Origin of the sequence: Thiohalorhabdus sp. Cl-TMA, assembly GCF_041821045.1 — a bacterium.
Taxonomy (GTDB): domain Bacteria; phylum Pseudomonadota; class Gammaproteobacteria; order Thiohalorhabdales; family Thiohalorhabdaceae; genus Thiohalorhabdus; species Thiohalorhabdus methylotropha.
Window position 1 is genome coordinate 120,171 of the sequence record NZ_JBGUAW010000003.1, and the last position, 26,491, is coordinate 146,661.

The 26,491-nt window shown below is 69.9% G+C and carries 24 protein-coding genes; 11 read left to right on the plus strand and 13 right to left on the minus strand.

From position 1 onward, the window contains the following. Positions 1–29 precede the first annotated feature (29 nt). Positions 30–1,112 carry a methyltransferase domain-containing protein gene (locus ACERLL_RS05010; RefSeq protein ID WP_373654967.1) on the minus strand — a complete coding sequence of 361 codons (1,083 nt, stop codon included), beginning with the start codon at positions 1,110–1,112 and terminating at the stop codon, positions 30–32. 57 nt (positions 1,113–1,169) lie between these two features. Beyond that, entirely contained in the window at positions 1,170–2,678 is a 1,509-nt protein-coding gene (locus ACERLL_RS05015) for a R3H domain-containing nucleic acid-binding protein (RefSeq protein ID WP_420018518.1), read from the minus strand. A gap of 612 nt (positions 2,679–3,290) precedes the next feature. On the opposite strand from ACERLL_RS05015, the gene ACERLL_RS05020 reads away from it, so the two are divergent. Then, a complete protein-coding gene (locus tag ACERLL_RS05020; RefSeq protein ID WP_373654969.1) occupies positions 3,291–3,521 on the plus strand; it encodes a hypothetical protein in 231 nt (76 codons plus the stop codon). Between the two features lie 172 nt (positions 3,522–3,693). Here ACERLL_RS05020 and ACERLL_RS05025 read toward each other — a convergent pair whose 3' ends face one another. Further along, complete coding sequence (locus tag ACERLL_RS05025) at positions 3,694–4,071, minus strand: hypothetical protein (protein WP_373654970.1); 378 nt, start codon at positions 4,069–4,071, stop codon at positions 3,694–3,696. Positions 4,072–4,114: 43 nt separating this feature from the next. Further along, positions 4,115–4,513, minus strand: a complete 399-nt coding sequence (locus tag ACERLL_RS05030; RefSeq protein ID WP_373654971.1) for a hypothetical protein — start codon at positions 4,511–4,513, stop codon at positions 4,115–4,117. 253 nt (positions 4,514–4,766) lie between these two features. Between ACERLL_RS05030 and ACERLL_RS05035 the strand changes: the two genes are divergently transcribed. Both ACERLL_RS05035 and ACERLL_RS05040 read left to right on the plus strand, forming a co-directional pair. Further along, positions 4,767–6,200 carry a glutamate-cysteine ligase family protein gene (locus ACERLL_RS05035; RefSeq protein WP_373654972.1) on the plus strand — a complete coding sequence of 478 codons (1,434 nt, stop codon included), beginning with the start codon at positions 4,767–4,769 and terminating at the stop codon, positions 6,198–6,200. 107 nt (positions 6,201–6,307) lie between these two features. Next, complete coding sequence (locus ACERLL_RS05040) at positions 6,308–7,297, plus strand: M14 family metallopeptidase (RefSeq protein WP_373655194.1); 990 nt, start codon at positions 6,308–6,310, stop codon at positions 7,295–7,297. Between the two features lie 44 nt (positions 7,298–7,341). Here ACERLL_RS05040 and ACERLL_RS05045 read toward each other — a convergent pair whose 3' ends face one another. After that, positions 7,342–7,986, minus strand: coding sequence for a class I SAM-dependent methyltransferase (locus ACERLL_RS05045; RefSeq protein WP_373654973.1), 645 nt, complete (start codon positions 7,984–7,986; stop codon positions 7,342–7,344). Continuing rightward, the gene (locus ACERLL_RS05050) at positions 7,983–9,200 is read right to left on the minus strand and encodes a BtaA family protein (protein WP_373654974.1); all 1,218 of its coding nucleotides are present in this window, start codon (positions 9,198–9,200) and stop codon (positions 7,983–7,985) included. The genes ACERLL_RS05045 and ACERLL_RS05050 overlap by 4 nt, the downstream gene beginning before the upstream one ends. 182 nt (positions 9,201–9,382) lie before the next feature. On the opposite strand from ACERLL_RS05050, the gene msrA reads away from it, so the two are divergent. The 5 genes from msrA (at position 9,383) to ACERLL_RS05075 (ending at position 13,663) form a co-directional block, all read left to right on the plus strand. Continuing rightward, positions 9,383–9,835: a peptide-methionine (S)-S-oxide reductase MsrA gene (msrA, locus tag ACERLL_RS05055; RefSeq protein ID WP_373654975.1), complete on the plus strand. Its 453-nt coding sequence runs from the start codon at positions 9,383–9,385 to the stop codon at positions 9,833–9,835. A gap of 629 nt (positions 9,836–10,464) precedes the next feature. Beyond that, complete coding sequence (locus ACERLL_RS05060) at positions 10,465–10,845, plus strand: DUF423 domain-containing protein (protein ID WP_373654976.1); 381 nt, start codon at positions 10,465–10,467, stop codon at positions 10,843–10,845. Between the two features lie 141 nt (positions 10,846–10,986). Beyond that, positions 10,987–12,609 (plus strand): BCCT family transporter, encoded by a 1,623-nt coding sequence (locus ACERLL_RS05065; protein ID WP_373654977.1) that lies wholly within the window; start codon positions 10,987–10,989, stop codon positions 12,607–12,609. An 8-nt stretch (positions 12,610–12,617) separates the two neighbouring features. After that, entirely contained in the window at positions 12,618–13,001 is a 384-nt protein-coding gene (locus ACERLL_RS05070; RefSeq protein ID WP_373654978.1) for a truncated hemoglobin, read from the plus strand. Between the two features lie 20 nt (positions 13,002–13,021). Continuing rightward, a complete protein-coding gene (locus ACERLL_RS05075) occupies positions 13,022–13,663 on the plus strand; it encodes an iron-containing redox enzyme family protein (protein WP_373654979.1) in 642 nt (213 codons plus the stop codon). A gap of 120 nt (positions 13,664–13,783) precedes the next feature. Here the strand turns inward: ACERLL_RS05075 and ACERLL_RS05080 are convergent, their stop codons facing one another. From ACERLL_RS05080 to ACERLL_RS05105, 6 genes are all read right to left on the minus strand, one after another. Then, entirely contained in the window at positions 13,784–14,191 is a 408-nt protein-coding gene (locus tag ACERLL_RS05080; RefSeq protein WP_373654980.1) for an MAPEG family protein, read from the minus strand. Between the two features lie 95 nt (positions 14,192–14,286). Next, the gene (hemH, locus tag ACERLL_RS05085; RefSeq protein WP_373654981.1) at positions 14,287–15,402 is read right to left on the minus strand and encodes a ferrochelatase; all 1,116 of its coding nucleotides are present in this window, start codon (positions 15,400–15,402) and stop codon (positions 14,287–14,289) included. 95 nt (positions 15,403–15,497) lie between these two features. Next, positions 15,498–16,601 carry an ABC transporter permease gene (locus ACERLL_RS05090; RefSeq protein ID WP_373655195.1) on the minus strand — a complete coding sequence of 368 codons (1,104 nt, stop codon included), beginning with the start codon at positions 16,599–16,601 and terminating at the stop codon, positions 15,498–15,500. A gap of 10 nt (positions 16,602–16,611) precedes the next feature. Then, positions 16,612–17,730 carry an ABC transporter permease gene (locus ACERLL_RS05095; RefSeq protein WP_373654982.1) on the minus strand — a complete coding sequence of 373 codons (1,119 nt, stop codon included), beginning with the start codon at positions 17,728–17,730 and terminating at the stop codon, positions 16,612–16,614. Positions 17,731–17,761: 31 nt separating this feature from the next. Beyond that, positions 17,762–19,558: an ATP-binding cassette domain-containing protein gene (locus tag ACERLL_RS05100; RefSeq protein ID WP_373654983.1), complete on the minus strand. Its 1,797-nt coding sequence runs from the start codon at positions 19,556–19,558 to the stop codon at positions 17,762–17,764. Continuing rightward, positions 19,539–20,561, minus strand: a complete 1,023-nt coding sequence (locus tag ACERLL_RS05105; RefSeq protein WP_373654984.1) for an HlyD family secretion protein — start codon at positions 20,559–20,561, stop codon at positions 19,539–19,541. Before ACERLL_RS05105 ends, ACERLL_RS05100 begins: the two co-directional genes overlap by 20 nt. Positions 20,562–20,824: 263 nt before the next feature. Between ACERLL_RS05105 and ACERLL_RS05110 the strand changes: the two genes are divergently transcribed. Genes ACERLL_RS05110 through ACERLL_RS05120 form a run of 3 tightly spaced genes read left to right on the plus strand, consistent with a single transcriptional unit; the run spans position 20,825 to position 24,659 of the window. Beyond that, the gene (locus ACERLL_RS05110; RefSeq protein WP_373654985.1) at positions 20,825–21,742 is read left to right on the plus strand and encodes an AAA family ATPase; all 918 of its coding nucleotides are present in this window, start codon (positions 20,825–20,827) and stop codon (positions 21,740–21,742) included. Next, positions 21,742–22,698 carry a DUF58 domain-containing protein gene (locus ACERLL_RS05115; RefSeq protein ID WP_373654986.1) on the plus strand — a complete coding sequence of 319 codons (957 nt, stop codon included), beginning with the start codon at positions 21,742–21,744 and terminating at the stop codon, positions 22,696–22,698. The genes ACERLL_RS05110 and ACERLL_RS05115 overlap by 1 nt, the downstream gene beginning before the upstream one ends. Then, complete coding sequence (locus tag ACERLL_RS05120) at positions 22,695–24,659, plus strand: transglutaminase TgpA family protein (RefSeq protein ID WP_373654987.1); 1,965 nt, start codon at positions 22,695–22,697, stop codon at positions 24,657–24,659. The genes ACERLL_RS05115 and ACERLL_RS05120 overlap by 4 nt, the downstream gene beginning before the upstream one ends. A gap of 79 nt (positions 24,660–24,738) precedes the next feature. Here ACERLL_RS05120 and ACERLL_RS05125 read toward each other — a convergent pair whose 3' ends face one another. Beyond that, positions 24,739–26,382, minus strand: a complete 1,644-nt coding sequence (locus tag ACERLL_RS05125; RefSeq protein WP_373654988.1) for a cation:proton antiporter — start codon at positions 26,380–26,382, stop codon at positions 24,739–24,741. Positions 26,383–26,491 lie beyond the last annotated feature (109 nt).

The window sequence follows — 26,491 nt, forward strand, 5'->3', positions numbered from 1 at the left end:
GCGTACTTCGTGGCTTGGCGTTGTCTGTCTTACTGCTTTTCCAGCACGAATATCGCCGGATACAGGTTGGAGGTCTCCACCACCTGGATGTGGCGGATGCGGAGCCCGCCCACCTGCTTCACCGCCTCGTTGAACGCCCCCCGCTTGCGGACCAGCACCACGAGCCGTCCGCCCGCGCGCAGTACCGTCCCTGTCCGGCGCAGCAGCCCCGCGTAGAAGGGGAAGAACTGAATGTCCTTGCCGATGCGCATGCCGTAAGGGGGATTGGTGACGACGGCGTCGAAGAAACCTTCCGGGTAGTGCTCGGCCAGATGGCGCGCGTCGGCCTGCTCCACCCGGGCCCGTCCGGCTAGGCCGGCGTTCTCCAGGTTCCGTCGGGCGCCGGCCACGGAGCGGGCGTTCCAGTCGCCGCCATACAGCTCCGCCCCGGGCAGGAGCTCCCCCGCCTCCAGGAGCACCGTTGCCGAGCCGCAGTAGGGATCCAGGATGCGGCGGGTGTCCCTCCCCACCGCCCCGAGCCGCAGACAGGCGTAGGCCACGTTGGCGCGCAGGGCGACGCGTGGGTTGTCGGCCCGCCGGTAGCGGTTGGACAGGGCCTTGCGGGTGCACTGCACCGCCACCGCGCAGCGTGTCCCATGGACGTCCACGCGGATGTTCACGGCGTAGCCTTTCAGGTCCACCGGGGCCGCGTAGCGATCCACGAGCACCGCCCCGGCCACCCGCTGCAGATCGTGGCTGGTGAAGGTGTGCTCGCCGAGCCGCTCGCTGGTGACCCGGAACGGCGCAGCGTCGGCGAGCTCCGGAAAGTCCAGCTCCCGAAGCCGCGCCTCCAGTAGCTCCAGCGGCCGGTCGCCTTCCAGCTCGAAAGCGGCCACGGGGCGCAGCACGTGATGAACGGAGCGCATGGCCCGGGCGGGCGCGAGCAGCGTTTCCAGGGCGGCGGGGTGTCGGAGGTTCACCCAGCCCGGGAAGCGGGCGGGCCGGTGGTCGAGGGTCGTCGGCTCCAGATCGTGCGCCGCGAGGCGCTCCCGGAATTCGGCGGCCACCAGGTCTTCCAGCCCGGGGTTGGTGGTGAAGGCCAGCTCGGTCTGCGGCGGTTCGGATGCGTGCACGGGGCTCCCGAGGGTCGGGGAATGGGAGGGGGCGGCCCGGGAGGCCGCTCCCGGGGACTAAGCCGGATGGATCACCAGATGGCGCAGCGGCTCGCTGCCCACGCTCTCGGCCACCAGATGGTACCGGACCGCCACCTCGTGCTGAACCTGCCGGACCTTGCCGGAATGCGGCGACAGCTCGATGGGCTCGCCCTCGGTGAGCACCTGCCAGGCGGCGCTCTCCGCCTCGCGCACCGCCTCGCTCACCTCCTCGTCGGCCAGGCCGTTCAGGACGTTGAAGACTTTCTCCAGGAGGCGGCGGATCTGGGCCGTAGTGTTCTTCTTGACCACGTGCAGCGGGGCGCCGGTGGCCTCCAGCACCTGGCGAAGCCTTGGGTCGTCGGACCGGGAGCGGCGGGCGATCACCAGGTTGGCGCGCTCGGGGCGGTCCACGGTGTGGGCTTCCAGGCGGAGGTCGCGGATGACCCGTTCCACGTGGTCCCGGGAAAGCGCATAGGGGTAGATGCGCACCGGGCCGCTGGCGCCGAAAGGTCCCGGGGCGGACTCCTCCGCCGGTGCCGGTCCCGGCGGCTCGCCAACGGGAAGGGGCTCGATGGGCTCCGGTGGGGCTTCCGGGGCTTGGGCGCGGGGCTCCTGGCTGGTCTCCGCCGGGTGGTCCGCGCCGTGCGGAATCGCCGTGCGCCGCTGGGGCCGGGGCTGTACGCCCCGCAGCAGCTCGTCCACCGCACGGGCCGTGTTGGGGTGCAGGCGCATCTCCTCGCGGCTCGGCAGCTCCACCACGGAATCGAAGGTGGGTGGTCCGCGACGCTCCGTGACCGTCTTCTGCGTGCCGCGGAAGCGGGCCTCCTCGTCGCCCAGGGTGACCGTTTTCACGCCCCCCACCAGGTCGGCGAGCGTGGGATTGGCGACGAGGTTCTCCAGGGTGTTGCCGTGGGCGGTGCCGATGAGCTGCACGCCCCGCTCGGCGATGGTGCGTGCCGCGTTGGCCTCCTCTCGGGTGCCGATCTCGTCGATGACGATCACCTCGGGCATATGGTTCTCCACCGCCTCGATCATCACGGCATGCTGCTGGTCGGGATGGGGGACCTGCATCCGCCGCGCCCGGCCGATGGCGGGGTGCGGGATGTCGCCGTCGCCGGCGATCTCGTTGGAGGTATCGATGATGACCACCCGCTTTTCCAGGTCATCGGCGAGAATTCGCGCCACCTCGCGCAGCATGGTGGTCTTGCCCACGCCGGGGCGCCCCAGCAGCAGCACTCCCTTGCCCGATTCCACCAGGTCGCGGATGGGCTCCACGGTGCCGTACACGGCGCGCCCCACCCGGAGGGTGAGGCCGACCACCCGTCCCTGCCGGTTCCGGATGGCGGAGATGCGGTGCAGGGTCCCCTCGATGCCGGCGCGGTTGTCCGCGCTGAACTCCCCCAGCGAGGCCACCACCCGGTCCAGGTGCTCGCGGGTTACGGTCTCCGGGCCCAGGTCCCGGGCGTGATCGGGATAGCGCGCCTGGGCCGGACGGCCCACGTCGAGGACGATCTCCACCAGGCCCTCGAGCGGTAGATCCGCCATCCGTTCCCGGAAGGACCGGGGCAGCGTGGCAAGCAGGAGGTGGAGGTCGTCGTTCTGGGTAAGGGGGTGCTCGTTCACGGCGTTCCTGAAGGTAATTGGCGGGGAGGAATCTTTCCCTTATAGATCAACGGAGAGCGGCGGGGTTCCCGGTCCGCGTCCTTGCGGGGAGCCGGGAGTGAAGCGGCCGGTGCATGGGGAAAATTCTGGCCGTTTCCGCAATGATCCCGGATAACATCCGGATTTGTCGGTTGAATTTCTTCGGATTTTGGTATAGAATTTAAAAATCAAAGGAATTCCGCAGAGATGGCGGCCTTTGATCTTCCACTGCCCATGAGGATCTCATCGGCCTTGCAGCGTGCTTCGTCCCCCCGGCTCGAACAGGGGACCCCACCATTGTACCGGACGGCATTCTCCGGCCGCCGGTTCTTCCGTACGCCAAGCCGCCCCGGCCCCTCGCCGGACCAGGCTGGGCATGCTCCATCTCTTCCCGATCGTTGTCCTGGTTTCCAGCCGGGTTCTGATGATGCCGAACGCGGGCGCGCGGACTGACCATGGAAGGGCCCGCAGAACCGAATCGTTCCGCAACCGAAGGAGGTGCAAACCAAAACCGCTATGCCGAGTATCACTGAAGACCACGCTTCTCCCGCCTTCAGCTCCTTGCCGGAAGAGGAGCCCGACTCACCGCAGGATGCTCTGTACTCCGAATGGGCGCTTCCCGCCCTGGAGCGGTTGCCGATCCTCAACCAGATCACGGCCCTGTACAGCTCCTTGGCCTCTTCGGGACTCCAGGCCGTGGTGAGCGGACTAAAGGGGATGCTCACCACGCTCCTGGCCGGTCTGTGAACGGTGGGGTGCCCCGGTCGCTCCGTTGCAGGCACGCACGGGCGCCGGGGAAAGGTGGGCCGGTTGTCTCGGGAAGGTGCGGGGAGGACGGACCGCGCTTCCCGGTGGATAGGGCGGCCCCGGGCCTGGGTGGCCCGGGGTGCCGTGCGGCGCCGGAAGCGGATGCCGGCGCTCAGTGGCTCATTTCCTCACGCAGCAGGAACAGTAGGAACACCATCAGGAAGGATCCCAGGGCGGCCAGGAACAGGGGCCAGGAGAGTAGAGGCAGCCCGCTCCACTGGAACAGCTCGCTGGGAATCCAAAGCAGCAGGCCGAGTCCGGCCCACCGCCGCATGTACACGCCCATGAAGGGGCGGACGAGGGCCCGGTTGCGCGCCCTCTGCTGATCGGCTTCATAACCGTCCCAGACGCTCTCCCACTCGTCCCGTTCCACACGCCTCCCGTAGCCGTCCCGCTTGGGACGGAATTCCTCCCCCTGGCGATCCTTCACAGGCTGCAGGCCCGGGTGGGCCGAAGGCAGAAAGTAGGCGCGAATGGTTTGCCAAAGCATTACCGCTCCCGCCGGGGCTGGGCCCCGGATTAGGCGGCCCGGTCTAGCCGGAGGAGTCGGGGAGGTCCGCCGACGGACTCTCCACGGTCTTCTCCGAAGCGGGCTGAGCCGGTGACACGGACTCGGGAAGCTCCACCTCGTAATGCAGGCTCAGGGCCTCCTTGGCCCGGTCCCAGGCGCGATCGAACTCCCCGGTGTCGTTGGCGGAGGTGATCTGCCCGGCCAGGGTGCGGGCCTCGAACCGGTTCAGGCGCGGATTGGCCCGCCGGAGGACGGCGCTCAGGGTATGCGGGCTGGGGAAGGCGCCGCCGAAGGGTACTTCTTTCCGGTCAACGTAGCATTGGATGGCGCCGCCGACGCAGTAGCCACGCTCCGTGAGGTGAAGACAGCGTGCCGGCATGGGATGCGGGTACATGGACCGGATGGCGCGTACATCATACATGCTGTGCCTCCTCAGGCAGCGGTCTCGATCTTGAGCTCGTCATCTTGGTGCAAGCGTTAGCGCAAGCGCCCGGGTGCCCGGGGCGCGATGCCTCTTTCCCCATTTAGACCATGGAACCCGCTTTTTCTCATCCCCCTAGGGGTTTGAGGGGCTTTCTGGGGAAAAGGCCGTATTGCCGGGGTGCAGACAGGGCCCCGGCCAAGGGGGGTATACTGGTTTCGAACCTTCTCCCGCGGAGAGGCCGGTTCCGGCTATGGGGCGCGAAATCAAGGGCGGTCGCTTCGAGCAGCGGGATTTCGACCGCTTCGCCCGGCGTTTGCGCGGGGACACGGAGCGGCTCCGCGAGCTGTTCCGGGAGGAGGGGTTTTCCCGGCACCACGGCGTCGCGGGCTATGAGCTCGAAGCCTGGCTGGTTGATGTGGATCAGGTTCCCGCCCCGATCAACGAGGCATTCCTACGCCGCGTTGGCCTCCCGGAGGTGACCCCCGAGCTGGCCCGGTTCAATTTCGAGCTGGGTGCCCGGCCCCGGCCGCTCGGCGGGGGCGTGCTCGGGGCCATGGAAGCGGAGCTGGCGGCCAACTGGGCCCGCTGCCGGGAGGCGGCGGAAACGCTGGAAGCGGCGCCCGTCATGATCGGCATCCTGCCCACGGTTACGGACGCCATGCTGGGGCTGGACAATATGTCGGCCCTGGAGCGGTACCGGGCCCTGAACGAGCAGGTCATGCGCGTGCGGCGCGGCCGACCCGTAATGCTGGACATCCAGGGGGCCGAATTCCTGCATACCGAGCATCGGGACGTGATGCTGGAGGCGGTGACCACCTCCTTCCAGCTCCACCTGCAGCCGCCCGCGGAGCGGGCCGTCCGGTACTACAATGCCGCCCTGGTGCTGGCTGGGCCCCTGGTGGGAGCGAGCGCCAACGCGCCTTTCCTGTTCGGCAGGCGGCTATGGCGCGAAACCCGCATCCCGCTGTTCGAGCAGTCGGTGGCGGCGGGTGGATTCGGCGGGGCGGCCTTCGGCCCGGTGAAGCGGGCCTCCTTCGGCAGCGGCTACGTCCGGCACTCCATGCTGGAGCTCTTCGAGGAGAATCTTGCCCATTACCCGGTGCTGCTGCCGGTGGAGCTGGAGGATCCGCCGGAGCATATGGCGCACCTGCGCCTGCATAACGGCACCATTTGGCGCTGGGTCCGGCCGCTGCTGGGGTTCGATACCGACGGCACCCCCCACCTCCGCCTGGAGCATCGGGTGGTTGCGGCCGGTCCCAGCGTGGCCGATACCCTGGCCAACGCGGCCCTCTTCTACGGGCTGCTCCACACCCTGGCGGAGCAGCCGGAGCCGCCCGAGGCGGTGCTGGAGTTCGCCACCGCGCGGGAGAACTTCTATACCGCCGCCAAGCACGGCCTGAAGGGCAGCCTCACCTGGCTGGACGGGCGCCGCCGACCCCTGGCCGAGCTCCTGCGCAGCCGGTTGCTGCCCCAGGCCCGCGAGGGCCTGGAGGACCTGGGCTGCGGGCGGAGCGACGTGGAACGCTACCTGGGCATCCTCGACGAGCGGGTCCGGCGCCACCGCACCGGCGCGGCCTGGCAGATCGCCTATACCCAGGCGCACGGCCGGGACTTCGCCGCACTGGTGGCCGCCTACCGCCGCCACCAGGACAGCGGCGCGCCGGTGCATGAATGGCCGGTCTAGAAGGTCTCTCCGGGCTGCGCCGCCGGGCAACCGAACGAGTGGAGTCGATCGTGGATAGCGGCGAGCACCGTTCCCATGGCCTGGAACGGCTCGAACTGGGCGAGTACATGGGACTTCCCGAGGGCCTCCTGGAGCGGGAGGCCCGGGAGCTGGAAGACGTCCTGGGCGCCCCGGCCCTCCTCCACCTACCCGGGCGCCGCGAGCCGGCCCTGTTCGTTTCCGTGCTGCTGCACGGCAACGAGACCACCGGCTGGGAGGCGGTCCGCCGGGTGCTCCGGCGCTACGGGGGCGGGCCCCTGCCGCGTGCCATGAGTGTATTCGTGGGCAACGTGGCCGCCGCCCGGAGCGGCCAGCGCCGTCTGGACGGACAGCCGGATTACAATCGCATCTGGCGCGGCTCGGGTACCCCGGAGCACGCTTTGGCCGCCGAGGTCCACGCGCGCATGGCGGAGCGGGGTGTGCTCGCCAGCGTCGACATCCACAACAACACCGGCCGCAACCCCCACTACGGCTGCGTCAACCGCCTCGATCACCGTTTCCTGCACCTGGCCACCCTGTTCAGCCGTACAGTGGTCTACTTCACCCGCCCTGATGCCGTGCAGTCCAATGCCTTCGCCGAGCTGGCCCCGGCCATAACCGTGGAATGCGGACAGCCTGGGGATGCGTCGGGCGCGGCCCATGCGGCGGAGCTGGTGGACGCCATGCTGCATTTGCGGGAGGTGCCGGTCCACCCGGTGCCCCGGCACGACTACGACCTCTACCACACGGTGGCCACGGTCAATGTGCGGGACTCCGTGCGCTTCGGCTTCGAGGGGGGCGAGCTGGTTCTCCGGGACGACCTGGACCGCCTCAATTTCCGCGAGCTTCCGGCGGGCACCGGCCTGGCCGAGGTGCGGGGGCGCAGTGGCGCGGCAGAGGACTACGTGGTCGCCCGCGACGAGCAGGGTGCCGAGGTGACGGACCGCTATTTCCATGTGGACCGCGGCGAGCTGCGGACGCGGCTGCGGGTCATGCCCTCCATGCTCAGCCACGATCCGACCATCATCCGTCAGGACTGCCTCTGCTACCTCATGGAGCGATTGCCGCCGCTGGCTTGATCCGGCTCCGGAGGCCGTTGCCGATGCGGTCGGGTCCGACCGGCTCAGGCCTTCTGGAACCGGAGCAGCAGTCCGTAGCCCCGGTACAGGGCGGTGGCCTCCAGGGTCCCCTGCAGGGCGCGGAGGTGATCGGCGATGGCCTCCGGACGCCGGGTGACCTCGAACCGTGTGAGCCAGCCGTCCAGCAAGCGCGTGAAGGGGGGCGGCAGTCCGGCGAGGTCGCCGAAGTCCACCACGTGCAGGGTCCCGCCCGGCGGGAGGAGCGCCGCCGCGTGGTCCAGGGCCGCCCGCCATTCCGGGATCATGGACAGGGCGTAGGAGAACCAGATGCCGTCGGGCGGGCGATCGAGCCCGCAGTCCGGGCCGGGATCGAAGGAGACCGCGTCCCCGTGGACGAGCGTGATCCGCTGTTCCAGCCCCGTGCGGCGCAGCGTCGCCCCCGCGGTGCGCAGCATGGCGGCGGATGGCTCCACGCCGTACCAGCGGGCCGCGGGGTAGCGGCGCGCCGCCCGCACCAGATTGCGCGCGGTGCCGCAGCCCACCTCCACGTACCGCTCGCCGGGCCCCGCGTCCAGGGTCTGGATGAGCCGGTCCCGGCCAAGCAGGTAGTACTTGCGGGTGAGGTCGTAGACGTGGCGCTGGAGCCGGTACATCCGATCCATGCGCACTCCCGCGTCCAGCGCGGTCATTCCGGCCTCCGATAGAGGTGGAAGCCCCCGTAGATGGAGGAGCGGTCGCGGACGGTGAGCTCGGCGCTCGCATCCCGGTCGTAGGTCCACGGCTCCAGAAGGGCGGCGGGGAGCGTACTCTCCAGGGGACTGGCCTCGCCCGCCGTTCGGAAGATCACCCGGGCCCCGGGGCGGGCCGTGCGGTTGATCTCCGTCCACAAGGCGGCGAGCTGCCGGGTGCTCATCCAGTCCTGGGCATCGAGCAGCACGTAGCGGTCCTGGCTCGCCGCGGGCTGTTCGGCGAGGAAATCGGTCATGCTGGCCTGGCGGGTGGTGACGCCGTCCACCCGTTCGCGCAGGGCGCCGAAGTGCTCCTCCTTCAGGTAGTCCGGGACCGCCTTGCGCTGTTTGCGGTCGTAGCCGCGGCCGAAGGCCTGCCAGGCGAAGTAGTTGTCCTCCATGGGGAAATCGCAGGCCAGACGCTCCAGGCGGGCCCGCAGCAGCGCGGGCAGGTCGCCGTCGGCGCTGGCGGTGAGGCTGCGGAACTGGGCCGGCGGGATGCCGAGTCCGTAAAGGGAAAGCGGCATGCGGCAGAAGGCGCGTACCAGGGGGTTGGCGAACACCGGCCGCGTGACGCGCCGCACGGCCTCGCGGCGCTCTTCGGGGCCGGCGGCCGCCAGGACCCGGCGCGGATTACGGCCGTGCAGGCGGGCCAGCAGGTGGACCCCGCCGATGAAGCGGCCCAGCAGGCCGTAGCGGTACAGGTTACGCGCCAGCAGGTCGATGCGGCGACCGCGCAGTCCCTGCCGGGCTTCCCAGTGGGCCCGGGTCTCCGGGTCCAGCCGTTCCCGCAGGTGGCGCTCGTAGCGCCGCACGTTGTCCCGCTCGTCCGCATGTCCGAACATGCGGAAGAAATCCTCATGGCCGGGCAGATATGTCACCGCGGCGAGCTTGAGGCGCGTGAGGGCGAGGTGGGCGGGATTCAGATCCAGTGCCGTGATCCGCACGGGCGCGGCGGCCAGATAATTCAGGACGTTGCAGCCGCCGGAGGCGATGGTGACCACGCGGTGGCCCGGCTCCAGCTCCATGGCGGCCAGGTCCACCGCCGGATCCTCCCAGATCTGGGGATAGACGAACCCCCGGAACAGGAGGGTGAACAGGCGGTCCTGCAGGGGCCGGCTCGGCCGGTCGGCGTCGTCCCGCACGGCCTCGTCCAGCAGTTGGCGGGTTTCCATCAGGGGCAGCTCCCGGAAATGTGGCATCGAAATGCCACCCTAGGGGCCCGGAGTTGCAGGCCCGTTACAACGGAGCCGGGCCCGAAGCGCGCCGTCCCGGAAGCGCCGATCCCGAGCGCGTGCCGATGGTCCAATGGAAGACGGTCCCGGCGCCCGAATGCCGTTCAGCAATGGAGGGAGAGATGGCAATCGCAACCTTTGGAGCCGGCTGTTTCTGGGGGATCGAGGCGGCCTTCCGCCGCGTGGAAGGGGTCACCGACGTGACGGTGGGCTACAGCGGCGGGGATGTCGAGCATCCCACCTACAAACAGGTGTGCACGGGAAAGACGGGCCACGCCGAAGCGGTCCGGGTGGAGTTCGACCCGAACCGCCTCGGCTACGAAGAGCTGCTGGAGGTGTTCTGGTCCATCCACGATCCCACGCAGGTGAATCGCCAGGGGCCGGATGTGGGGACCCAGTACCGGAGCGTGATCTTCTTCCACGACACGGACCAGGAGGCGGCCGCCCGGGCCTCCCTGGAGCGAGCCCAGGAGCGGTACCGAAGCCCCATCGCCACGGAGATCGTCCCGGCGCCCGACTTTTATGCGGCGGAGGACTACCACCAGCGCTACCTGGAAAAGCGGGGAATGGTCTGAGCCCACGTATTCCGGCGGGGCGTAGGCCGTGCTCTTCAAGATCTGGTGGGCAGCTCGTCGCGCCCCCGGCCCTCGGCGTCGGATTGCTGCTGCACGCCTTCGCCGCCCTGAATCTTCCCGGGCCGGCTGAACGGGGTGGTCTCCGGCCGCGGCCTCGCCGGATGCGCGGCAGGAGACGGTTCGCCCTGCTCTCCGGCGGACGGTTCCCGGTCCACGCCGGAGTCGTCCCAGTGGGTGCGTACGGTCCGCCGGAGTGCGACCTCCTGGCTTGGGCCGGTCCGGAAGTCACCCGCTCCTGCCAGAGGCCGTGCTCCTTGGCGGTTGGGATTCCCTCTTCCAGAATCAGGCGGGCTGCCCGTTCGGTGGAAGGTTGCTGGACAGGCCATTCCCGAGGAGGAATCTTTCCGCCGGTGCAAGGCCCGGTGAGGGTCCGCGCTTGCAGAAATGGGCTGTCAGTGGGGCTCAGGGGCGAGGTTCCATCTTTTTCGGGGCTTTAGCCCCCAGGAGGGAGCCACCGGGCGACAAATAGACAAATAAGGGAAGGGAGGGCTGGGAGAGCTTACGATTCGGGCGGGGAACGTCTAAAAGAAAAAACGCAATCCCTGAGAAGAAATGAGAAAGGCTGGGCGATGCCGGTAGGGCATAAGTTTCTGATATTGGGGGCGGCCAATGCCGCCGTGGCCGTGATCCTCGGGGCCTTTGCCGCCCACGGGCTGCGCGGCAAGCTCGGAGAGCGCATGCTGGAGGTGTTCCACACGGGCGTAGAGTACCATTTCTATCACGCCCTGGGCCTGATCCTGGTGGGCGTGGTGGTCCTGACCCTCGGTCCGCTGCCCTGGCTGCGGGCCGCCGGCTGGGTCATGTTGGCCGGTATCCTGATCTTCGCGGGGACTCTCTACGGGCTCGCCCTGGGCGGGCCGGGCTGGCTGGGCGCCATCACGCCCCTGGGAGGAACCGCCTTCATCCTTTCCTGGATCCTGTTCGCGCTCGCCGTCTGGCGCGCCCCCTGACCCGCCGCTTGCTGGTGCCGCGGGGGCCGCCCTGATAGAGTCCCGGAACCCCTATACTTGCAATATCGGGAGTCTGGACCGGGACGGTCCGCCCGCCAATGGACCGGGTCCGGAAAGCCCGGAAGCAGGAGGCGTGCGTCCATGCAGAATCTGGTGCTCCGAAATCGGCGGGGCGAGCCGTATATCGATCTGAACCCAGTGGTCTTCTTCACCGCCGCGGCGCTGATCGTGCTGTTCGTGGCCATCACCATCGCCAACGTGGACGTGGCCGAGGAGATGTTCAGCACGGTCCAGGCGACCATCGCCACCTACACCGGGTGGTTCTTCGTCCTGGCGGTGAACATCCTGCTGGGCTTCATGCTGGTCCTGCTGTTCACCCGTTTCGGCCGTATCCGGCTGGGTGGTAACGGAGCCCGCCCGGAATTCGGCTACGTGGGCTGGTTCGCCATGCTGTTTTCCGCGGGTATGGGCATCGGACTGGTGTTCTACGGGGTGGCGGAGCCCATCCTCCACTACATCAATCCGCCGCTGAGTCCCCACAACGCCCAGCCCAGGACGGTGCTGGCCGCTGAAGATGCCATGGGGATTGCGTATCTGCATTGGGGATTGCATGCATGGGCCATCTACGCTTTCGTTGCCCTGTGCTTGGCTTTCTTCGGTTTTAACCGTGGACTGCCGCTTTCCATCCGCTCCGCCTTTCATCCGTTGCTCGGTGAGCGAATCTACCGGTGGCCGGGGCATATGATCGACATCCTCGCCACCCTCGCTACCCTGTTCGGGGTGGCGACCTCCCTCGGACTGGGGGTGCAGCAGGTGAACGGCGGTCTGAATTATCTGTTCGGGCTGGAGCAGGGCCTGCCGGTGCAGATCGTGCTCATCGCCATCATTACCGCCATCGCTACGGTTTCTGTGGTATCCGGCCTGGACAAGGGCATCCGGCGCATCTCGGAGACCAACATGGTGGTGGCCGGTCTGCTGTTGCTGTTCGTCATGTTGGTGGGGCCCACGCTGTTCCTGCTCAACGGCTTCGTGGAGAACCTGGGCTTCTACCTGCAGAATTTCCCCACGCTGGCCACCTGGACGGAGACCTATACGCACACCCAGTGGCAGAACGACTGGACGGTGTTCTATTGGGGCTGGTGGATCGCCTGGTCGCCCTTCGTGGGCATGTTCATCGCCCGGGTCTCTTATGGCCGCACCATCCGTGAGTTCATAGCCGCGGTGCTGTTCATCCCCACCGTGGTTACCTTCATCTGGCTCACCATCTTCGGCGACAGCGCCCTGCAGATCGAGATGATGGGTGACGGCGGCATCGCCGCGGTGGCCCAGCAGGACGTGGCCCGCTCCCTGTTCGCCTTCCTCGACCATCTTCCCCTGGCCACCATCACCAGCCTGCTGGCGACCCTCGTGGTGATCACCTTTTTCGTCACCTCCTCCGATTCCGGCTCCCTGGTAATCGACATCATTACCGCCGGCGGCAAGGCCGATCCGCCCACCACACAGCGGGTGTTCTGGGCGGTCTCCGAGGGGATCGTGGCGGCGGTGCTGCTGGTGGGCGGCGGCCTCACCGCCCTGCAGACCGCGTCCATCACCACCGGGTTCCCCTTCGGCATCCTGCTGCTGATCATGTGCTACACCCTGATCAAGGGCATGCAGCGCTATGTCTACGAACAGCATCTGGATCTGCGTCCCTGGGAGGAGCGTGGGGTGCCTTTCAGCACGGAGCGCGAATACCGGGCCACGCCGCCGCTGGAGGAGGATTAGGGCCGCCCATGGTCCGCAAGCTGGAGCCCTTGTGCGACAAGATCGGCTACCATCGGGTGGAAGCCGTGGTGCGGGATTTCTATGAGCGGCTGCGGGCCGACGAGGCGCTCGCCCCGTTCTTCCTCCCCATTGCCGATCGGGAGGCGCACGAGCAGAAGGTTATCGGCTACTGGTGGGTCGCCATGGGCGGGCGGATGGCCGAGCCCCCCGTGGTGGATATGATCGGTGCCCACAGCTCCCTGGGGATTACGCGTAGCCTTCTGGATAGGTGGCTGTTATTGTTCCAGAAAACCCTGGAAGCGCATCTGGAGCCCGAGCTGGCGGACCAGTGGCGGCAGATGGCGGAAGCCGTGGGAGACAGGATGCGCGCTCACGTGATCCGGGCCCGCTGACGGGCCGAAAGGGGGAACCGATGGCCTTTTACCAGCGCTTCTACGACGCCACCCTGGAGCAACGCACCGAGCTCCGGGAGATGCCCGGCCTTCAGCATCTGGTCACCGAGGGCCTCGCCAAGGAGGAATACCTCGGTTTCCTGACCCAGCTGTACCACATGGTATGGCACTTCTGCCCCACCATGGCCGCCGCGGCCTCGCGCATGGGCGAGGACCGCCGCGAGCTCCGCTATGCCCTCTATCACGATATCGAGGAGGAGAAAGGCCACGAGGAGTGGGTCCTGAGCGACGTCCGGGACCTGGGCGGCGATCCCGAGGCGGTTCGCAGCTCCACCCCGAGTCCCGAGCTGCAGGCCCTGATCGGCTACAATTACTACGCGGTGGAGCGGGTGAGTCCCTGCGCGGTGTTCGGCATGATCTACGTTCTCGAGGAGACCGCCGCCGACCTCGCCTCCCGGGCCGCCGACGCGCTGGCCGCCCGGCTGGGGCTGGAGCCGCCCGAGGGGCTGAGCTTCCTGAGCTCCCACGGCGACATGGACGTGGAGCATGTGGCGGAGCTGCGCGAGCTGCTGGACGGCATCGAAGCGCCCGTGGACCAGGAGGCCATTATCGAGGCCGCGCGGGTGAACTATCGGCTGTTCGGAGGGCTCTTCCGCGCCTGAGGCCGGCCCGTCCCGGCACCCCCGGATCCGGATCGCCCGATCGAAAACCCCGGCGGGAGCGGTGGCCGCTTCCGCCGGGGCCCATTGCGTAGCTTAAAATCCTGAGGGCCGTTCCGGACCTTAGGCCCGGATTGCCGGTAAGCCGGCCAGGGCCAGCAGGTTGGCCGCGGCCAGGGCCGCCATAATCCCCCAGGTGAGCGTCATACCCGCCACCCGGCCGAAGGAGGCCCCGGCCGAGCGGTTTAAGCCCCAGCCATGCAGCACCCGTCCCGCCACGAACAGGCTTCCGCAGGCGTGGAGCAGCCACGCCGCGCCCCCCACCAGCTCCAGGGTGAGCAGCAGCACCATCCCCATGGGGATGTTCTCCGCGGCATTGGCGTGCGCCCGGACCGCCCGCTCCAGGCCCGGATGTGCCCCGGTGCCGATATTGATGCCCGCCGCTCGGCGCACCGCGCTCACCCGGATGGCCAGCCCTATCAGCACCAGGGCGTTCAGGGCGGCGTACAGGCTGGTAATGGATACGGGCATGGCTTTCCTCCCGGTCTCGGCTGGGAAGTGGTGGCCGGAGGGCGCGCCCGGCGCCATCCGGCTCTCGGAACGGCAACGAGTTTCTGCGCTGGACGCTACCGCTCCGCGCCCAGGGCGTGGGCGCGCTCCCGGCTGGCTTCCGCCTCCGCCTCGGCCCGGGCGGGGTCCCATCCGGCGTGCTCCGGCCAGCCTTGGCAGTGGCGCGCGGCCAGCTCCGCCAGCGCGTCCAGGTGGTCCGCGCGGTCGTTCAGCGCCGGGATGTAGTGGAAAGTCTCGCCGCCGGCGGCCTGGAAGTACTCGCGGTTCTCGTCGTTGATCTCCTGCAGGGTCTCCAGGCAGTCGGCGGGGAAGCCCGGACAGATCAGGTCCACCCTCTTCACCCCTTCGCCGGGCAGGGCCTGCATGGTGGCGTCCGTGTAGGGCTGGAGCCATTCGGCCCGGCCGAAGCGCGACTGGAAGGTCACCTGCCAGCGCTCCTCCGGCAGCCCCAGGGCCTCCGCCAGCAGCCGGGCCGTGGCCTGGCACTCGCAGTGGTAGGGGTCGCCCTGCAGCAGATAGCGCTTGGGCACGCCGTGGAAGGACATCACGAGCCGGTCCGGCTCGCCGTGCGCGGCCCAGTGCTCGCGGACGCTGTCGGCCAGGGCGGCGATGTAGCCCGGGTCCTTGGGGTAGTGCTGGATGAAGCGCAGCTCCGGTACCCAGCGCCAGCTCCGCAGCTCCCGGGTCACCGCGTCGAAGGTGGAGGCGGTGGTGGAGCCGGAGTACTGCGGGTAGAGCGGCAGCACCAGGATGCGCCGGGCGCCGGCCCGGTTGAGCTCCGCCAGCCCCTCCGCCAGCGAGGGCCTGCCGTAGCGCATGCCCAGAGCCACCGTTACCGGACCGTCGAAGCGCGCCTCTAGCCGCGCCTGCAGGCCTTCCCGCTGACGGCGGGAGATGGCCATCAGCGGCGATCCCTCGCCCATGGTGTCCCAGACCTGCTCGTAGGACTCCGCGGAGCGGGCCGGTCGGGTGCGCAGGATCACACCGTGCAGGATCAGCCACCACAGCGGCCGGGGAACCTCCACAACGCGCGGATCCCACAGGAATTCCCTGAGGTAGCGGCGCAGGGACGGGCGGTCGGGGGCGTCCGGGGTGCCCAGATTGGTGAGCAGCACGCCCGTGCGCTCGGGACTGCCGTGGCGGTAGTCCGGTTCCCCTTTGAAGCGCGGCATGGTCTTCCTCGCTGGCCTTGGGTTGGGAGAGGGCCCATTGTACCGATACAGCCGCGCACAAGAAGGGTGGGCCGCTGCTTGTCGTGTCTTCGCCGTTAGCCGAGACGGCTTCGGAACAGCGCTCCCGCCGCCGACAGGGTGACTAGCCCGATGAGCGCCATGGGCCAGAGCTGGGGAAGCAGCAGCTCCAGGGGCAGGTCCTTGAGGAAGACCCCGCGCACTACCACCAGGCAGTAGCGCAGGGGGTCCAGGAGGGTCAGGTCCTGGACCGTCTCCGGCATGTTGGCGATGGGTGTGGCGAAGCCGGACAGGATGATGGCGGGGACGATATAGAGGAAGGCCCCCAGCAAGGCCTGTTGCTGGGTGGCGCACAGCGAGGAGATCAACAGCCCCATGCCCACCGTGGACAGCATGAACAGCAGCAGGCCCAAGTAGAGCAGCCGAAGGTCCCCGGCGAGGGGCACACCGAACCAAAAAACCGCGAAGGCCACGATGACGGAGGCCTCCGCCAGGCCGATGAAGATGGCCGGCAGGGCCTTGCCGAGGAGGATCTCCGGGGGCCGGAGCGGGGTGACCAGGAGCTGGTTGAAGGTGCCCGCCTCCCGCTCCCGGGCCACCGACAGGGCGGTGACTAGCGTGGTCACCACCAGGGTAAGCACGCCCACCAGCCCCGGCACGATGAACCAGCGGCTCACCAGGTTGGGATTGAACCAGGCCCGGATCGCCAGCTCCGCGTCCCCGCCGTTGCCCAGGGCCTCCCGGTTGAAGGCCGCGACGATGCTGCCGGCGTACTGGGAAATGATGGCGGCGGTGTTGGAGTTGCGGCCGTCCACCAGCACCTGCGCCCGGGCGGCCCGTCCCCGGTGGAGATGGGCGCCGAAATCGGGGCCGATGTGCAGCACCATGTCCACCTTCTTGTCCCCCAAAAGGGGCCGGGCCTGGCGGATCTGGTCCAGGTGGCGGGTGACATGGAAGGCGGGTGCCCCGGAGAAACCGGCCACGAGCCGCCGGGAAAGCTCCCCGCCGTCGCGGTTGAGCACCCCCACCCGGACGTCGTTGACGTCGAAGGTGGCCGCGTAGCCGAACACCAGGAGCTGTACCAGGGGCGGCGCGATGAGTACCACGCGCGCCCGCGGGTCCTTGAGCAGGGCCAGGAGCTCCTTGACGATCAGTCCCCAGATCCGGTTCAGGCTGGCGATCGCGCTTCTCCTATTCCAGCCGCTTGCGGGTTCGCGCCCGGGTCAGGCCCAGGAACAGCACGGCCATACCCAGCAGGGCGGCGGCGTTGGGCAGGATCACCGCCCACACGTCGCCGGCGAGGAAGACCGTCTGCAGGATGCTGACGAAATACCGGGCCGCCAGCAGGTAGGTGAGGGCCTGCACGGGCCAGGGCATGGACTGGATATCGAAGATGAAGCCCGACAGGATGAAGGCTGGCAGGAAGGTAGCCAGGATGGCGACCTGCGCGGCGATGAACTGGGAGCGGGCGACTGTGGAGATGAACAGTCCCATGCCGAGGGCGGCCAGCAGGAACAGGGCGCCGGCGCCGAACAGTACCGGCAGGGAGCCGCGCAGGGGCACCTGGAACAGGAACAGCGCGATGGCCGTGGTGAAGGCCATGCCGGCCATGCCCAGCAGGAAGTAGGGGAGGACCTTGCCCAGCAGGAACTGATTGACGCTGATAGGGCTCACCAGCAGAGCCTCCATGGTGCCGCGCTCCCACTCCCGGGCCACCACCAGCGCGGTGAGCATGGCGCCGATGAGGGTCATGATGATGGCGATGAGTCCCGGAACCAGGTAATGGCGGCTGCGCAGCTCCGGATTGAACCAGATGCGGTAGGCCAAGTTCACGGTGGCGCCCCGCTCCGCGCCAACGATCCGCTCCTGTACCCACTGGGTCCAGGCCCGCTCCAGGTAGCCGCGCACCAGCCTGCCGTGGTTGGCGTCCACGCCGTCCACCACCGCCTGGACGGCGGGATCCGTGCCCGGCCCGCGCAGGCGCCGCTCCAGATCGGGTGGCAGCACCACCACCGCATCCAGGTGCCCGGTCAGGAGCGCTCGGGTGGCCGGGGTCCGGTTCCGGAAAAGGGTGGTGCGAAAGGCGCTGGAGGCCTCCAGCGCCGCGGCGAAGCTGCGCGCCTCCTCGGCGTCGCTCTCCAGCACCACGCCCACCGGCACCACCTCGGCGTCCAGGGAGATGCCGTAGCCGTGGATGAGCAGCAGGATCAGGGGCAGCACGAAGGCGATGGCGATGCTGCTCGGATCGCGGACGATCTGCAGCGTCTCCTTGCGCACCAGTCCCCAGAGGCGGCGGCCTTCGGTCAGCATGCCGGTACACCCGGGAACGGCGGAAGGCGGTTCAATGGCCGTCCTCCTCCCTGCGCCGCTCCTCGATGAGCGCCACGAAGGCGTCCTCCAGCGTGGGATCCGGATTGTTCGCGCCGCGGTAGCGCTCGCGCAGGCCGTCCGGGGTGTCCAGGGCGGCGAGCTCGCCGGCGTAGATGATCCCCAGCCGGTCGCAGTACTCCGCCTCCTCCAGGAAATGGGTGGTGACCAGCACGGTGACCCCGGATTGCGCCAGTCGCGTGATCCAGGCCCAGAAGCCGCGCCGGGCGAGGGGGTCCACGCCCGAGGTGGGCTCGTCGAGCAGGACGATGTCCGGGCGGTGGAGGAGGGCGGTGCCCAGGGCGAGGCGCTGCTTGTAGCCCAGGGGCAGGTTGCCGCTGGCCGCGCCGGCCACGCTCTCCAGCTTGAGCTCCGCCAGCGTCCGGGCCACGCGCTCCTCCATGGCGCGGCCCCGCAGCCCGTAGGCGCGGCAGAAGAAGCGCAGGTTCTGGGTGGGTGACAGGTCGCCGTAGAGGGAGAACTGCTGGGACATGTAGCCGAGCCGGGCGCGCACCGCCGCCGGCGCCTTGCGGGCGTCCACCCCGGCTACCCGCACCTCGCCAGCGCTGGGCGGCAGCAGTCCGCACAGGATCTTGATGAGCGTGGACTTGCCGGCGCCGTTGGGTCCCAGCAGGCCGAAGATCTCCCCGGGATATACCTGGAAGCCCACCTTCCGCACCGCGTGGAAATCGCCGAAGCGCCGGCTCACTCCGGACAGGTACAGGGCGTGGGCGTCGCCGTGCCCGGGCCCCGCCGGCACCGCCTCGCCGTCGAAGGCGCTCTCCCGCTCGGCCCCCGCATCCAGCAGACGGGCGATGAAGGCGTCCTCGAAGCGCGGCGTCGCCGGCTCGAATCGGGCTTCGTCCAGGCCCGGGGGCGATGCCGGGATCCGGCCGTCCGTGAGCACGCGGAGGCGCCGGCCCTGGGCCACCACGTCGCGGATACCCGGCTGGTCGGGAAGCTCCATGAGCAGCCGGTGGCGGGCTTCCGGGTCCAGGCCGGAAAGGGCGAAGGTACGTCCGGCCGCCTCCCCGGCCAGGGGGCCGGGCGCGCTCTGCTCCAGGAGCCGGCCCTGATGGAGGAGCAGGACCTCGGCGCAGCGCTCCGCCTCGTCGAGGTAGGCGGTGCTCACCACCACGCTCATACCCCCCTCGACGAGCCGGTAGATGATGGTCCACAGCTCCCGACGGGAAAGGGGATCCACCCCCACCGTGGGCTCGTCGAGCAGCAGCACCTCGGGGGGCTGGACCAGGGTGCAGGCAAGCCCCAGCTTCTGTTTCATGCCGCCGGAAAGCCGGCCGGCGCGGCGGTGGACGAAGGGGGCCAGTCCGGCGAAGGCCAACAGCTCCTCGAAGCGCTCCGCCCGCCGCGCGCCCGGGAGTCCGTGGAGGTCGGCGTAGAGGCGCAGGTTCTCCGCCACCGTGAGCTCCTGGTAGAGGCCGAAGCTCTGGGGCATGTAGCCGAGGCGGTCGCGCAGCGCCGGATCGCCGGCGGCCGGGTCTCCGCCCAGCACCCGCACCCGGCCCTCGTCCGGGAGCAGCAGGCCGGCGAGCAGGCGCAGCAGGGTGGTCTTTCCCGCCCCGTCGGCGCCCACTACGCCGGTTACCCGGCCGCCGGTGATCCGCACGGAAAGGCCGTCCAGCGCCCGCACCCGGCCCGCCGAGGCAGGGTCGGGGAAGGTCCTGACCAGCCCGTCGAGCCGGATGGCCGGCTCCGGGGGCGCGGCGTCCGCTGCTTCGGCCGTCATGAGCTCATGGGCAGGGCTCTGCACGCTTGCCGGCCACCTCGGGCCGGATCACCACGGTGACCGGCATGCCCAGGCGCAGCTCGGGGTAGGGCTTGCAGGCGTTGATCCGCGTGCGGTAGACCAGCTCCGGGCGGATCTCGGTGGTCTCCACGGTCTTGGGCGTGAACTCGGCGGTGGGGCTAATGTGACCGACGCGGGCCGGAAAGCTGCGGTCCGGGTAGGTGTCGGTATGGATCTCGGCGGCCATGCCGGGCCGGACCCGACCCAGCTGCGGCTCGGGAAGGAAGGCCCGAACCCAGATGCGGTCGCGGCGGGCCAGGGTAAGTACCGGAGTCTGGGGGGTGGCCACCTCGCCGGGCTCCATGAGGCGATTCCGGATGATGCCCGCCGCCGGGGCCTGCAAACGGGCGTCGGCTAGCTCCTTCCGGCGCCTGCGGTACTCGGCCTCCGTCGCCCGGGAGCGGGCCCGCGCGGCGCGGATGTCCTCTTTCCGGGGGCCTTCCTCGAGAAGCGCCAGGGACTGCCGGGCCGCCCGCAGGCGCGCCCGGCTGGCCGCCAGCTCGGCCTCGGCGTCATCCAGGCGCTGCTGGGGCACGAACCGCTCGTCCGCCAGATTGCGCAGGCGCTCCAGCGCCTGCCGGGCGAGATTGGCGGTCGCCTCGGCGGCCTCCGTCTCCGCCCGGGCCCGCCGGATCTCCGCGGGCCGGGAGCCTGCCTCCAGGGCCTCCAGCTCGGCCTTGGCGGCCTCCATCCGCCCTCGGGCCTCGGCGGCTGCTTGGCGCAAACGCTCGCGGTCCAGCACCGCCAGGAGGTCCCCGGCCTTCACGCGGTCGCCCTCTTCCACGGGGACCCGGGCGATGCGGGCCGACAGGGGAAACGCCAGCTCCGCCTCGCGGATGTCCACATCGCCGTAGAGGGTGATGGGGCCGTTCTGTCCGGACTCCGGGGTCTGCAGGTACCAATAGAGACCACCGCCCGCCGCTCCCAGGAGGAGCAGGGGAAGCAGATAACGGAGAGCGCGGGGCATGGACATCTTCCGGGCGGGGGGTGACTGTTATTGGCAGTGTAACCAGCGCGTAGCGCCGCGCGGAAGGGTTGTGGCCCGTGTCCTCCGGCCCCGCTGCGCGGGTCCTGATGGCGGAATGCTGTCCCCTCCTGTCCCGGAAGTTGATAGACACCGCTTGACCGCGGTGCGGCCGGGGGCAAGGTTGGGCGGAGGGCCGGCCTCCTTGCCGTCGCGGCCGGTACCGGTATGGTGGGGCTGCCAGAACCACGAGGAGAACGATCACCATGGATGCGCCGGTTCGCGCGCTCTTGCAGTCCGTCAACCAGGTTCTGCTGGGCAAGGAGGAGGCGGTGCGGCTCGCGGTGGCCGGACTGCTGGCCCGGGGACACCTCCTGATCGAGGACCTGCCCGGGGTGGGCAAGACCACCCTGGCCCATGCCCTGTCCCGGCTGCTGGGCCTGGACCTGCAGCGGATCCAGTTCACCAGCGACATGCTTCCGGCGGATATCGTCGGTGCTTCCGTCTACGAGCGGGAAACGGGCGGCTTCGTCTTCCATCAGGGGCCGCTTTTCGCCCAGCTGGTGCTGGCCGACGAGGTGAACCGCGCCACGCCCAAGACGCAGAGCGCCCTGCTGGAGGCCATGGGCGAGCGCCAGGTGACGGTGGAGGGAGCGACCCGGGATCTGCCGGAGCCGTTCTTCGTCATTGCCACCCAGAATCCGCTGTCGCAGATCGGAACCTTCCCCCTGCCGGAGTCGCAGCTCGACCGCTTCCTCATGCGGCTATCCCTGGGCTATCCGGACACGCGGGCGGAGCGGGAGCTGCTGGAAGGGGAGGACCGCGCCACCCTGGTGCAGCGCCTCACAACCGCCATGGACACCGATACCCTGGACGCCCTGCAGCGGGCGGTCCCCGAGGTGCATGCTTCCGCCGCCCTGCTGGACTACGTTCAGGCCCTGCTCACGCACACCCGGGAGGTGGGCCGTTTCCGCACGGGCCTCTCGCCCCGGGCGGGTCTGGCCCTGCTGCGGGCCGCACAGGCCTGGGCGCTGGTGGACGGCCGGCAGGCCGTCCTGCCGGAGGACGTGCAGGCGGTCTTCCCGGCCGTGGCCGCCCACCGCCTGCACCCGCTGCCGAGCGAGGAGGGACGTTCGTCCCTGGAGCACACCGCCGCGGTGATGGACGAGGTGGCCATCCCCTGATGCGGGCGCCGCGCTTCCTGCAGGGCGTGGTGGACCGCCTCGTGGCCCGGCGCATGGGCCTGCAGGGCGGCCGGGTAGCCCTGACCTATCGGCGGATCTTCATCCTGCCCACCCGCGCCGGTCTGGGCTTCGCCGCCCTGCTGGGGGCTATCTGGCTGGGGGCGGTGAACTACGGCAACAGCATGGCCTACCTGCTGGTCTTCCTCCTGGCGGGCGTGGCCAACGCCGCCATGCTCCACAATTTCCGCAACCTGTTGGGCGTGACGGTACAGGGTCGGGGCGCGGACCCGGTATTCGCCGGGGGCGTGGCCCGGTTCCATGTGCGGCTCGCCGAATCCTCCGGCCGCAGCCGCATGGGCCTGTCCCTGCTACGGGAAGCGCACCGGAGCCCGTCGGCGGACGTCCCCGCCGACGGCAGCGGCGACCTGGTGGTGGAGGTGCCGGCGGAGGAGCGTGGCCCCCTGCCCGTGGGGCGATTCGTGGTGGGGAGCCGCTTTCCGGCGGGCCTCTTTCAGGCTTGGTCCTGGGTACGGCCCGACTGGAGCTGCGTGGTGTACCCCCGCCCGGAGAGCGGCACTGTGCCCGAACCGCCCGCTGCCACCGGCGGCGAATCGGGTGGTGAGGGAGGTGAGGATACCGGCGACTTCCGGGGCCTGCGGCGCTACCAGTCCGGGGATCCGCCCCGCCACGTGGCCTGGCGTCTGGTGGCGCGCGGCCAGGATCCCCAGACCAAGGTGTTCGCGGGGGCCGCCGCCACGCCGGCCTGGCTGGACTGGGCGGCTCTGGAGGGTCTGGAGCCGGAGGCGCGCCTGTCGCGGCTCTGCCGCTGGGTGCTGGACGCCGAGCACCAGGCCCGTCCCTACGGCCTCCGGCTGCCGGGGCGGGAGATCCCTCCGGGGCGCGGTGCGGAGCATCGCCACCGCTGCCTCGCGGCCCTCGCGTGCTGGGGCTCGTGAGCACCAGCCCCCGGCTCTCCGCGCCCCTGGTTACGGCCCTGGTGGCCGTGCTGGGCGGGGTGCTCGCGCCCCATCTGGTGCGTCTGCCGCTCTGGCTCGGCGCCGGGGTGCTGGGGGTGGGGATGTGGCGGGTCTGGGCGGCCCGGCGGGGGAGCGCCCTACCGGGCCGGCCGGCCCGCGTGGGGCTGACCGTGGTGGTTGCGGGGGGCGTGGGCGCGGCCTTCGGTACCCTCACCGGACTGCAGGCCGGGGTGGCGCTGCTTACGGCCATGGCCGCCCTGAAGCTGCTGGAGCTGCGCCGCCGCCGGGATGCCCTGGTGCTCCTCTATCTGGGCTATTTCCTGGTGGCCGCGCAGTTTCTCGCCTCACAGGCGCCCTGGACGGTGGCGTACCTGCTGGCGGCGGTGTGGGGCCTGACCAGCCTGTTGGTGGCGGTCTCCCGGGAGGCCTGGGGCGAGCACCCCTGGGCGCATGCCGGGCTGGCCGCCCGCCTCGCCCTCCAGGGGCTGCCGGTGATGCTGGTGCTGTTTCTGTTCTTTCCCCGCCTGGGCAGCCCGCTCTGGGGCCTGCCCGACCAGGGACGGGCAGTCACCGGGCTGGACGATCGCCTGGCGCCCGGCGCCATCAGCCGTCTGAGCCGGTCGGACGCGGTGGCCTTCCGCGCCACCTTCGACGGCGCTCCGCCCCCGGCCGGGGAGCGCTACTGGCGGGGGCCGGTGCTGGCGGCCTACGACGGCGGCACCTGGCGGCCAGGCCCGGGGCGGGAGGTGTCGCCCCCGCGCATCGAAAGTCGGGGGCGGCCCGCCGAGTACCGGGTCCTGCTGGAGCCGCACCATCGCGAATGGCTGTTCGCCCTGGACCTGCCGGGGGGCGCCCCGGGCGGCGCGCGGGTCTCGGGGCGCTTCGAGCTGTTGACCGGGGAGCCCGTGCACCGGGTACGGCGCTACCGGGTGCGCTCTTTCACCGAGCACCGCATCGGGCGGGGGCTTTCCGAGCAGCGTCGCGCCCGATTCCTGGAGCTCCCGCCGGATGCCCATCCGCAGGCCCGGGCCCTGGCCCGAGAGTGGCGGCGCGCCACCGCCGACAGCGCCGCGGTGGTGGCGCGGGGGCTGCGCTACTTCCGCGAGGGCGGTTTCGCCTACACCCTCACGCCGCCCGAGCTGGACGGCAACTGGGTGGATGCATTCCTGTTCGGCAGCCGCAGGGGCTTCTGCGGCCACTATGCGGGGGCATTCACCTTCCTGATGCGGGCCGCGGGGGTGCCGGCCCGGGTGGTCACCGGCTATTTGGGCGGAACGCGCAATCCCAGCGGGGACTATCTGATCGTCCGCCAGGCGGATGCCCACGCCTGGACCGAGGTGTGGCTCCCCGACCGGGGGTGGGTGCGGGTGGACCCCACCACGGCTGTTTCTCCGGCGCGGGCCGAGGAAGGCCTGGACGGGTCGGTGCCGGAGGACGATCCGGTTCCCCTGATGGCGCGCGCCGACGGCGGCTGGCTGCGGGGGGTCCGGCTCCGGCTGGATGCCCTGGAAACCGCCTGGGACCGGTGGGTGCTCGGCTACGATGCGGAGGCGCAAAGGGCGGTTCTGGGCCGGGTCGGCCTTGGTCAGTGGCCGCGGATGGTGGGGGCGCTGGCCGCCGGACTGGTCCTGTCCGGTGGGCTGGTGGCGCTGCTGGTGCTGTGGCGGGGCCGCGTGCGCTCCGGTCCCGTGGAGGCGGCCTTCGGGCGCCTGGAGCGGAAGCTGGCACGGGCCGGCTTGCCGAGGCACCGGGCCGAGGGGCCGCGGGCCTACGCAGAGCGCGTGGCGGGGTCGCGGCCGGATCTGGCCAGGGAGGTCCGGGATCTCGCCCGCCTGTATATCAGGCTGCGCTACGAGGAGCGGGGCGGTCCGAACGACGTCCGGAGCCTGCGCCGCCGGGTGGCCGGCTTCTCTCCGCGGCGCGTCCGGGCGCAAGCATGATCCGAGGGGGCTGTCCACGCGGCGCGTGCCGCCTGCCCGGAGAAGCCGGCGGCCGTCCGGACAGGGTGCACGCGGGGGATTACACCCGGGCCCCCGTTTCCAGCTCCCGCGCCACCAGGTCCGCGGCGTGCTCGGCGGCACTGGCGTAGGGCAGCAGCAGCCGCTGGATGCCCGCCTCGCCATAGCGCTCGGCGTCCCGCTCGCTGAAGGTGGCCACCAGCACCTCCGCCTCGTTTCCGCTCTGGCGGAGGCCCCGCCACAGCGCCAGGTTGGGCTCAGCCTTGGGCACCGTGCTGATGAGGTACGTATCCGGGCTGTCGGGCAGGGTCCCGACCACTTCGGGATCGGAGGCGTCCCCCGGGTAAACGGTGATGTCCTCCTCCTCGGCGCGGCGAACCGCCTCGGGATCGAAGTCCACCCCCACCACGCGCGCTCCGTCGGCCTGAAGGCGGGTTGCGATCCGCCGACCCAGGCGACCCATGCCCAGCACTACCACCCGCGCCTCGCGCAGGGCCCGGCCCCGCTCCTCCACGGCCATCTCCCGATGGGGGTGGCGCCGCTCGAAGATCCCCAGCCAGGGCTCCACCCAGGCGTACAGGCGGTTGGAGTAGAGGATCATGTAGGTGGACAGGGTGATGGTCACCAGGCCCACCAGGGTTACCAGGCCCAGGGCCTGCTCCCTGATGTGGCCCATGGAGATCCCCATGGCGGTGAAGATGATGGAGAACTCGCTGATCTGGGCCACGGTGAGTCCGGCGAGGAAGCCCGTACGCTTGCGGTAGCCCATGAAGCCCATGATGCCGAGCACCACCAGGGGGTTGCCCACCAGCACGAACAGCGACAGCACCACCGCCGGCCCCAGCTCTCCACCCAGGGTGGAGAGGTCAAGCCGGCTGCCGAGCTCGATAAAGAAGAACAGCAGCAGGAAATCGCGCAGGCTGGTGAGTCGGTCGCCGATCAGGTCCCGATTGCCCGTGGAGGCCAGGGAGAAGCCCGCCAGGAATGCCCCCACCTCCTTGCCGAAGCCGGCCACCTCGCCCAGGCTCGCCAGGCCGGTGCCCCAGGCCACGGCGAAGATCAGCAGCAAGTCGTGGGACTGGCCGAGCGTCTGCACCAGACGCGGGAAGACGTAGCGCATGAGCAGCAGCAGCGCGCCCAGTACCGCTACCAGTGTGCCGGCCGCGGTGAGCGCGGTTACCAGTCCGCCCTCTTGACTCCCCGAAGCGCCGAGCAGGGCCATTGCCGCCACCACGGCGATGTCCTGCACGATCAAAAAGCCCATGGCGATGCGGCCGTGCAGCGCGTCGATCTCGCGCTTGTCGGACAGGAGCTTGACGATGATGATGGTGCTGGAGAAGGTGAGGGCCACCGCCACGTACAGCGCTGTCATGGTGTCCAGGCCGAGGGCCAGGCTGAGCAGGAAGCCGAACAGAATCGTGAAGGTGAGCTGGCCGAGCCCGGTGGCCAGGGCCACCGGTCCCAGCCGGCGCACCAGGTGAAGGTCCAGCTTCAGCCCCACCAGGAACAGCAGGATGGTGATGCCGATCTGCGCCAAAAGATCGATCTGGTCGTGGGCACTCACCAGCCCCAGCCCGGCGGGACCGACCGTCAGCCCCACCACGATGAAGGCCACGATCAGCGGCTGACGCAGCCGTATGCCCAGCAGGCCCACGGCCGCGGAGATGAGCAGCAGCAGGGCGATCTCGTGGTAGGTGGAGTGCATGCGTATTCCCGGTGGGCGTCAAGGGTTTCCTCATTCTAGGGCCTGCGCGCGGCGGCAGGAACCGATGCGGATCGCATCGGGAGGTCCATCCGGGGTATGTCCACGAATG

What these genes read in the sequence shown, in the direction of transcription:
- ACERLL_RS05105 (WP_373654984.1), bottom strand. Translation starts at nt 20,561, where the DNA reads ATGCCCCGCGCTCTCCGTTATCTGCTTCCCCTGCTCCTCCTGGGAGCG.
- ACERLL_RS05045 (WP_373654973.1), bottom strand. Translation starts at nt 7,986, where the DNA reads ATGACCGCGCTGGACGCGGGAGTGCGCATGGATCGGATGTACCGGCTC.
- ACERLL_RS05020 (WP_373654969.1), top strand. Translation starts at nt 3,291, where the DNA reads ATGCCGAGTATCACTGAAGACCACGCTTCTCCCGCCTTCAGCTCCTTG.
- ACERLL_RS05075 (WP_373654979.1), top strand. Translation starts at nt 13,022, where the DNA reads ATGGCCTTTTACCAGCGCTTCTACGACGCCACCCTGGAGCAACGCACC.
- ACERLL_RS05060 (WP_373654976.1), top strand. Translation starts at nt 10,465, where the DNA reads ATGCCGGTAGGGCATAAGTTTCTGATATTGGGGGCGGCCAATGCCGCC.
- msrA (WP_373654975.1), top strand. Translation starts at nt 9,383, where the DNA reads ATGGCAATCGCAACCTTTGGAGCCGGCTGTTTCTGGGGGATCGAGGCG.
- ACERLL_RS05050 (WP_373654974.1), bottom strand. Translation starts at nt 9,200, where the DNA reads ATGGAAACCCGCCAACTGCTGGACGAGGCCGTGCGGGACGACGCCGAC.
- ACERLL_RS05065 (WP_373654977.1), top strand. Translation starts at nt 10,987, where the DNA reads ATGCAGAATCTGGTGCTCCGAAATCGGCGGGGCGAGCCGTATATCGAT.
- ACERLL_RS05070 (WP_373654978.1), top strand. Translation starts at nt 12,618, where the DNA reads ATGGTCCGCAAGCTGGAGCCCTTGTGCGACAAGATCGGCTACCATCGG.
- ACERLL_RS05095 (WP_373654982.1), bottom strand. Translation starts at nt 17,730, where the DNA reads ATGCTGACCGAAGGCCGCCGCCTCTGGGGACTGGTGCGCAAGGAGACG.
- ACERLL_RS05080 (WP_373654980.1), bottom strand. Translation starts at nt 14,191, where the DNA reads ATGCCCGTATCCATTACCAGCCTGTACGCCGCCCTGAACGCCCTGGTG.
- ACERLL_RS05030 (WP_373654971.1), bottom strand. Translation starts at nt 4,513, where the DNA reads ATGTATGATGTACGCGCCATCCGGTCCATGTACCCGCATCCCATGCCG.
- ACERLL_RS05040 (WP_373655194.1), top strand. Translation starts at nt 6,308, where the DNA reads ATGGGACTTCCCGAGGGCCTCCTGGAGCGGGAGGCCCGGGAGCTGGAA.
- ACERLL_RS05025 (WP_373654970.1), bottom strand. Translation starts at nt 4,071, where the DNA reads ATGCTTTGGCAAACCATTCGCGCCTACTTTCTGCCTTCGGCCCACCCG.
- hemH (WP_373654981.1), bottom strand. Translation starts at nt 15,402, where the DNA reads ATGCCGCGCTTCAAAGGGGAACCGGACTACCGCCACGGCAGTCCCGAG.
- ACERLL_RS05035 (WP_373654972.1), top strand. Translation starts at nt 4,767, where the DNA reads ATGGGGCGCGAAATCAAGGGCGGTCGCTTCGAGCAGCGGGATTTCGAC.
- ACERLL_RS05015 (WP_420018518.1), bottom strand. Translation starts at nt 2,678, where the DNA reads ATGGCGGATCTACCGCTCGAGGGCCTGGTGGAGATCGTCCTCGACGTG.
- ACERLL_RS05125 (WP_373654988.1), bottom strand. Translation starts at nt 26,382, where the DNA reads ATGCACTCCACCTACCACGAGATCGCCCTGCTGCTGCTCATCTCCGCG.
- ACERLL_RS05115 (WP_373654986.1), top strand. Translation starts at nt 21,742, where the DNA reads ATGCGGGCGCCGCGCTTCCTGCAGGGCGTGGTGGACCGCCTCGTGGCC.
- ACERLL_RS05110 (WP_373654985.1), top strand. Translation starts at nt 20,825, where the DNA reads ATGGATGCGCCGGTTCGCGCGCTCTTGCAGTCCGTCAACCAGGTTCTG.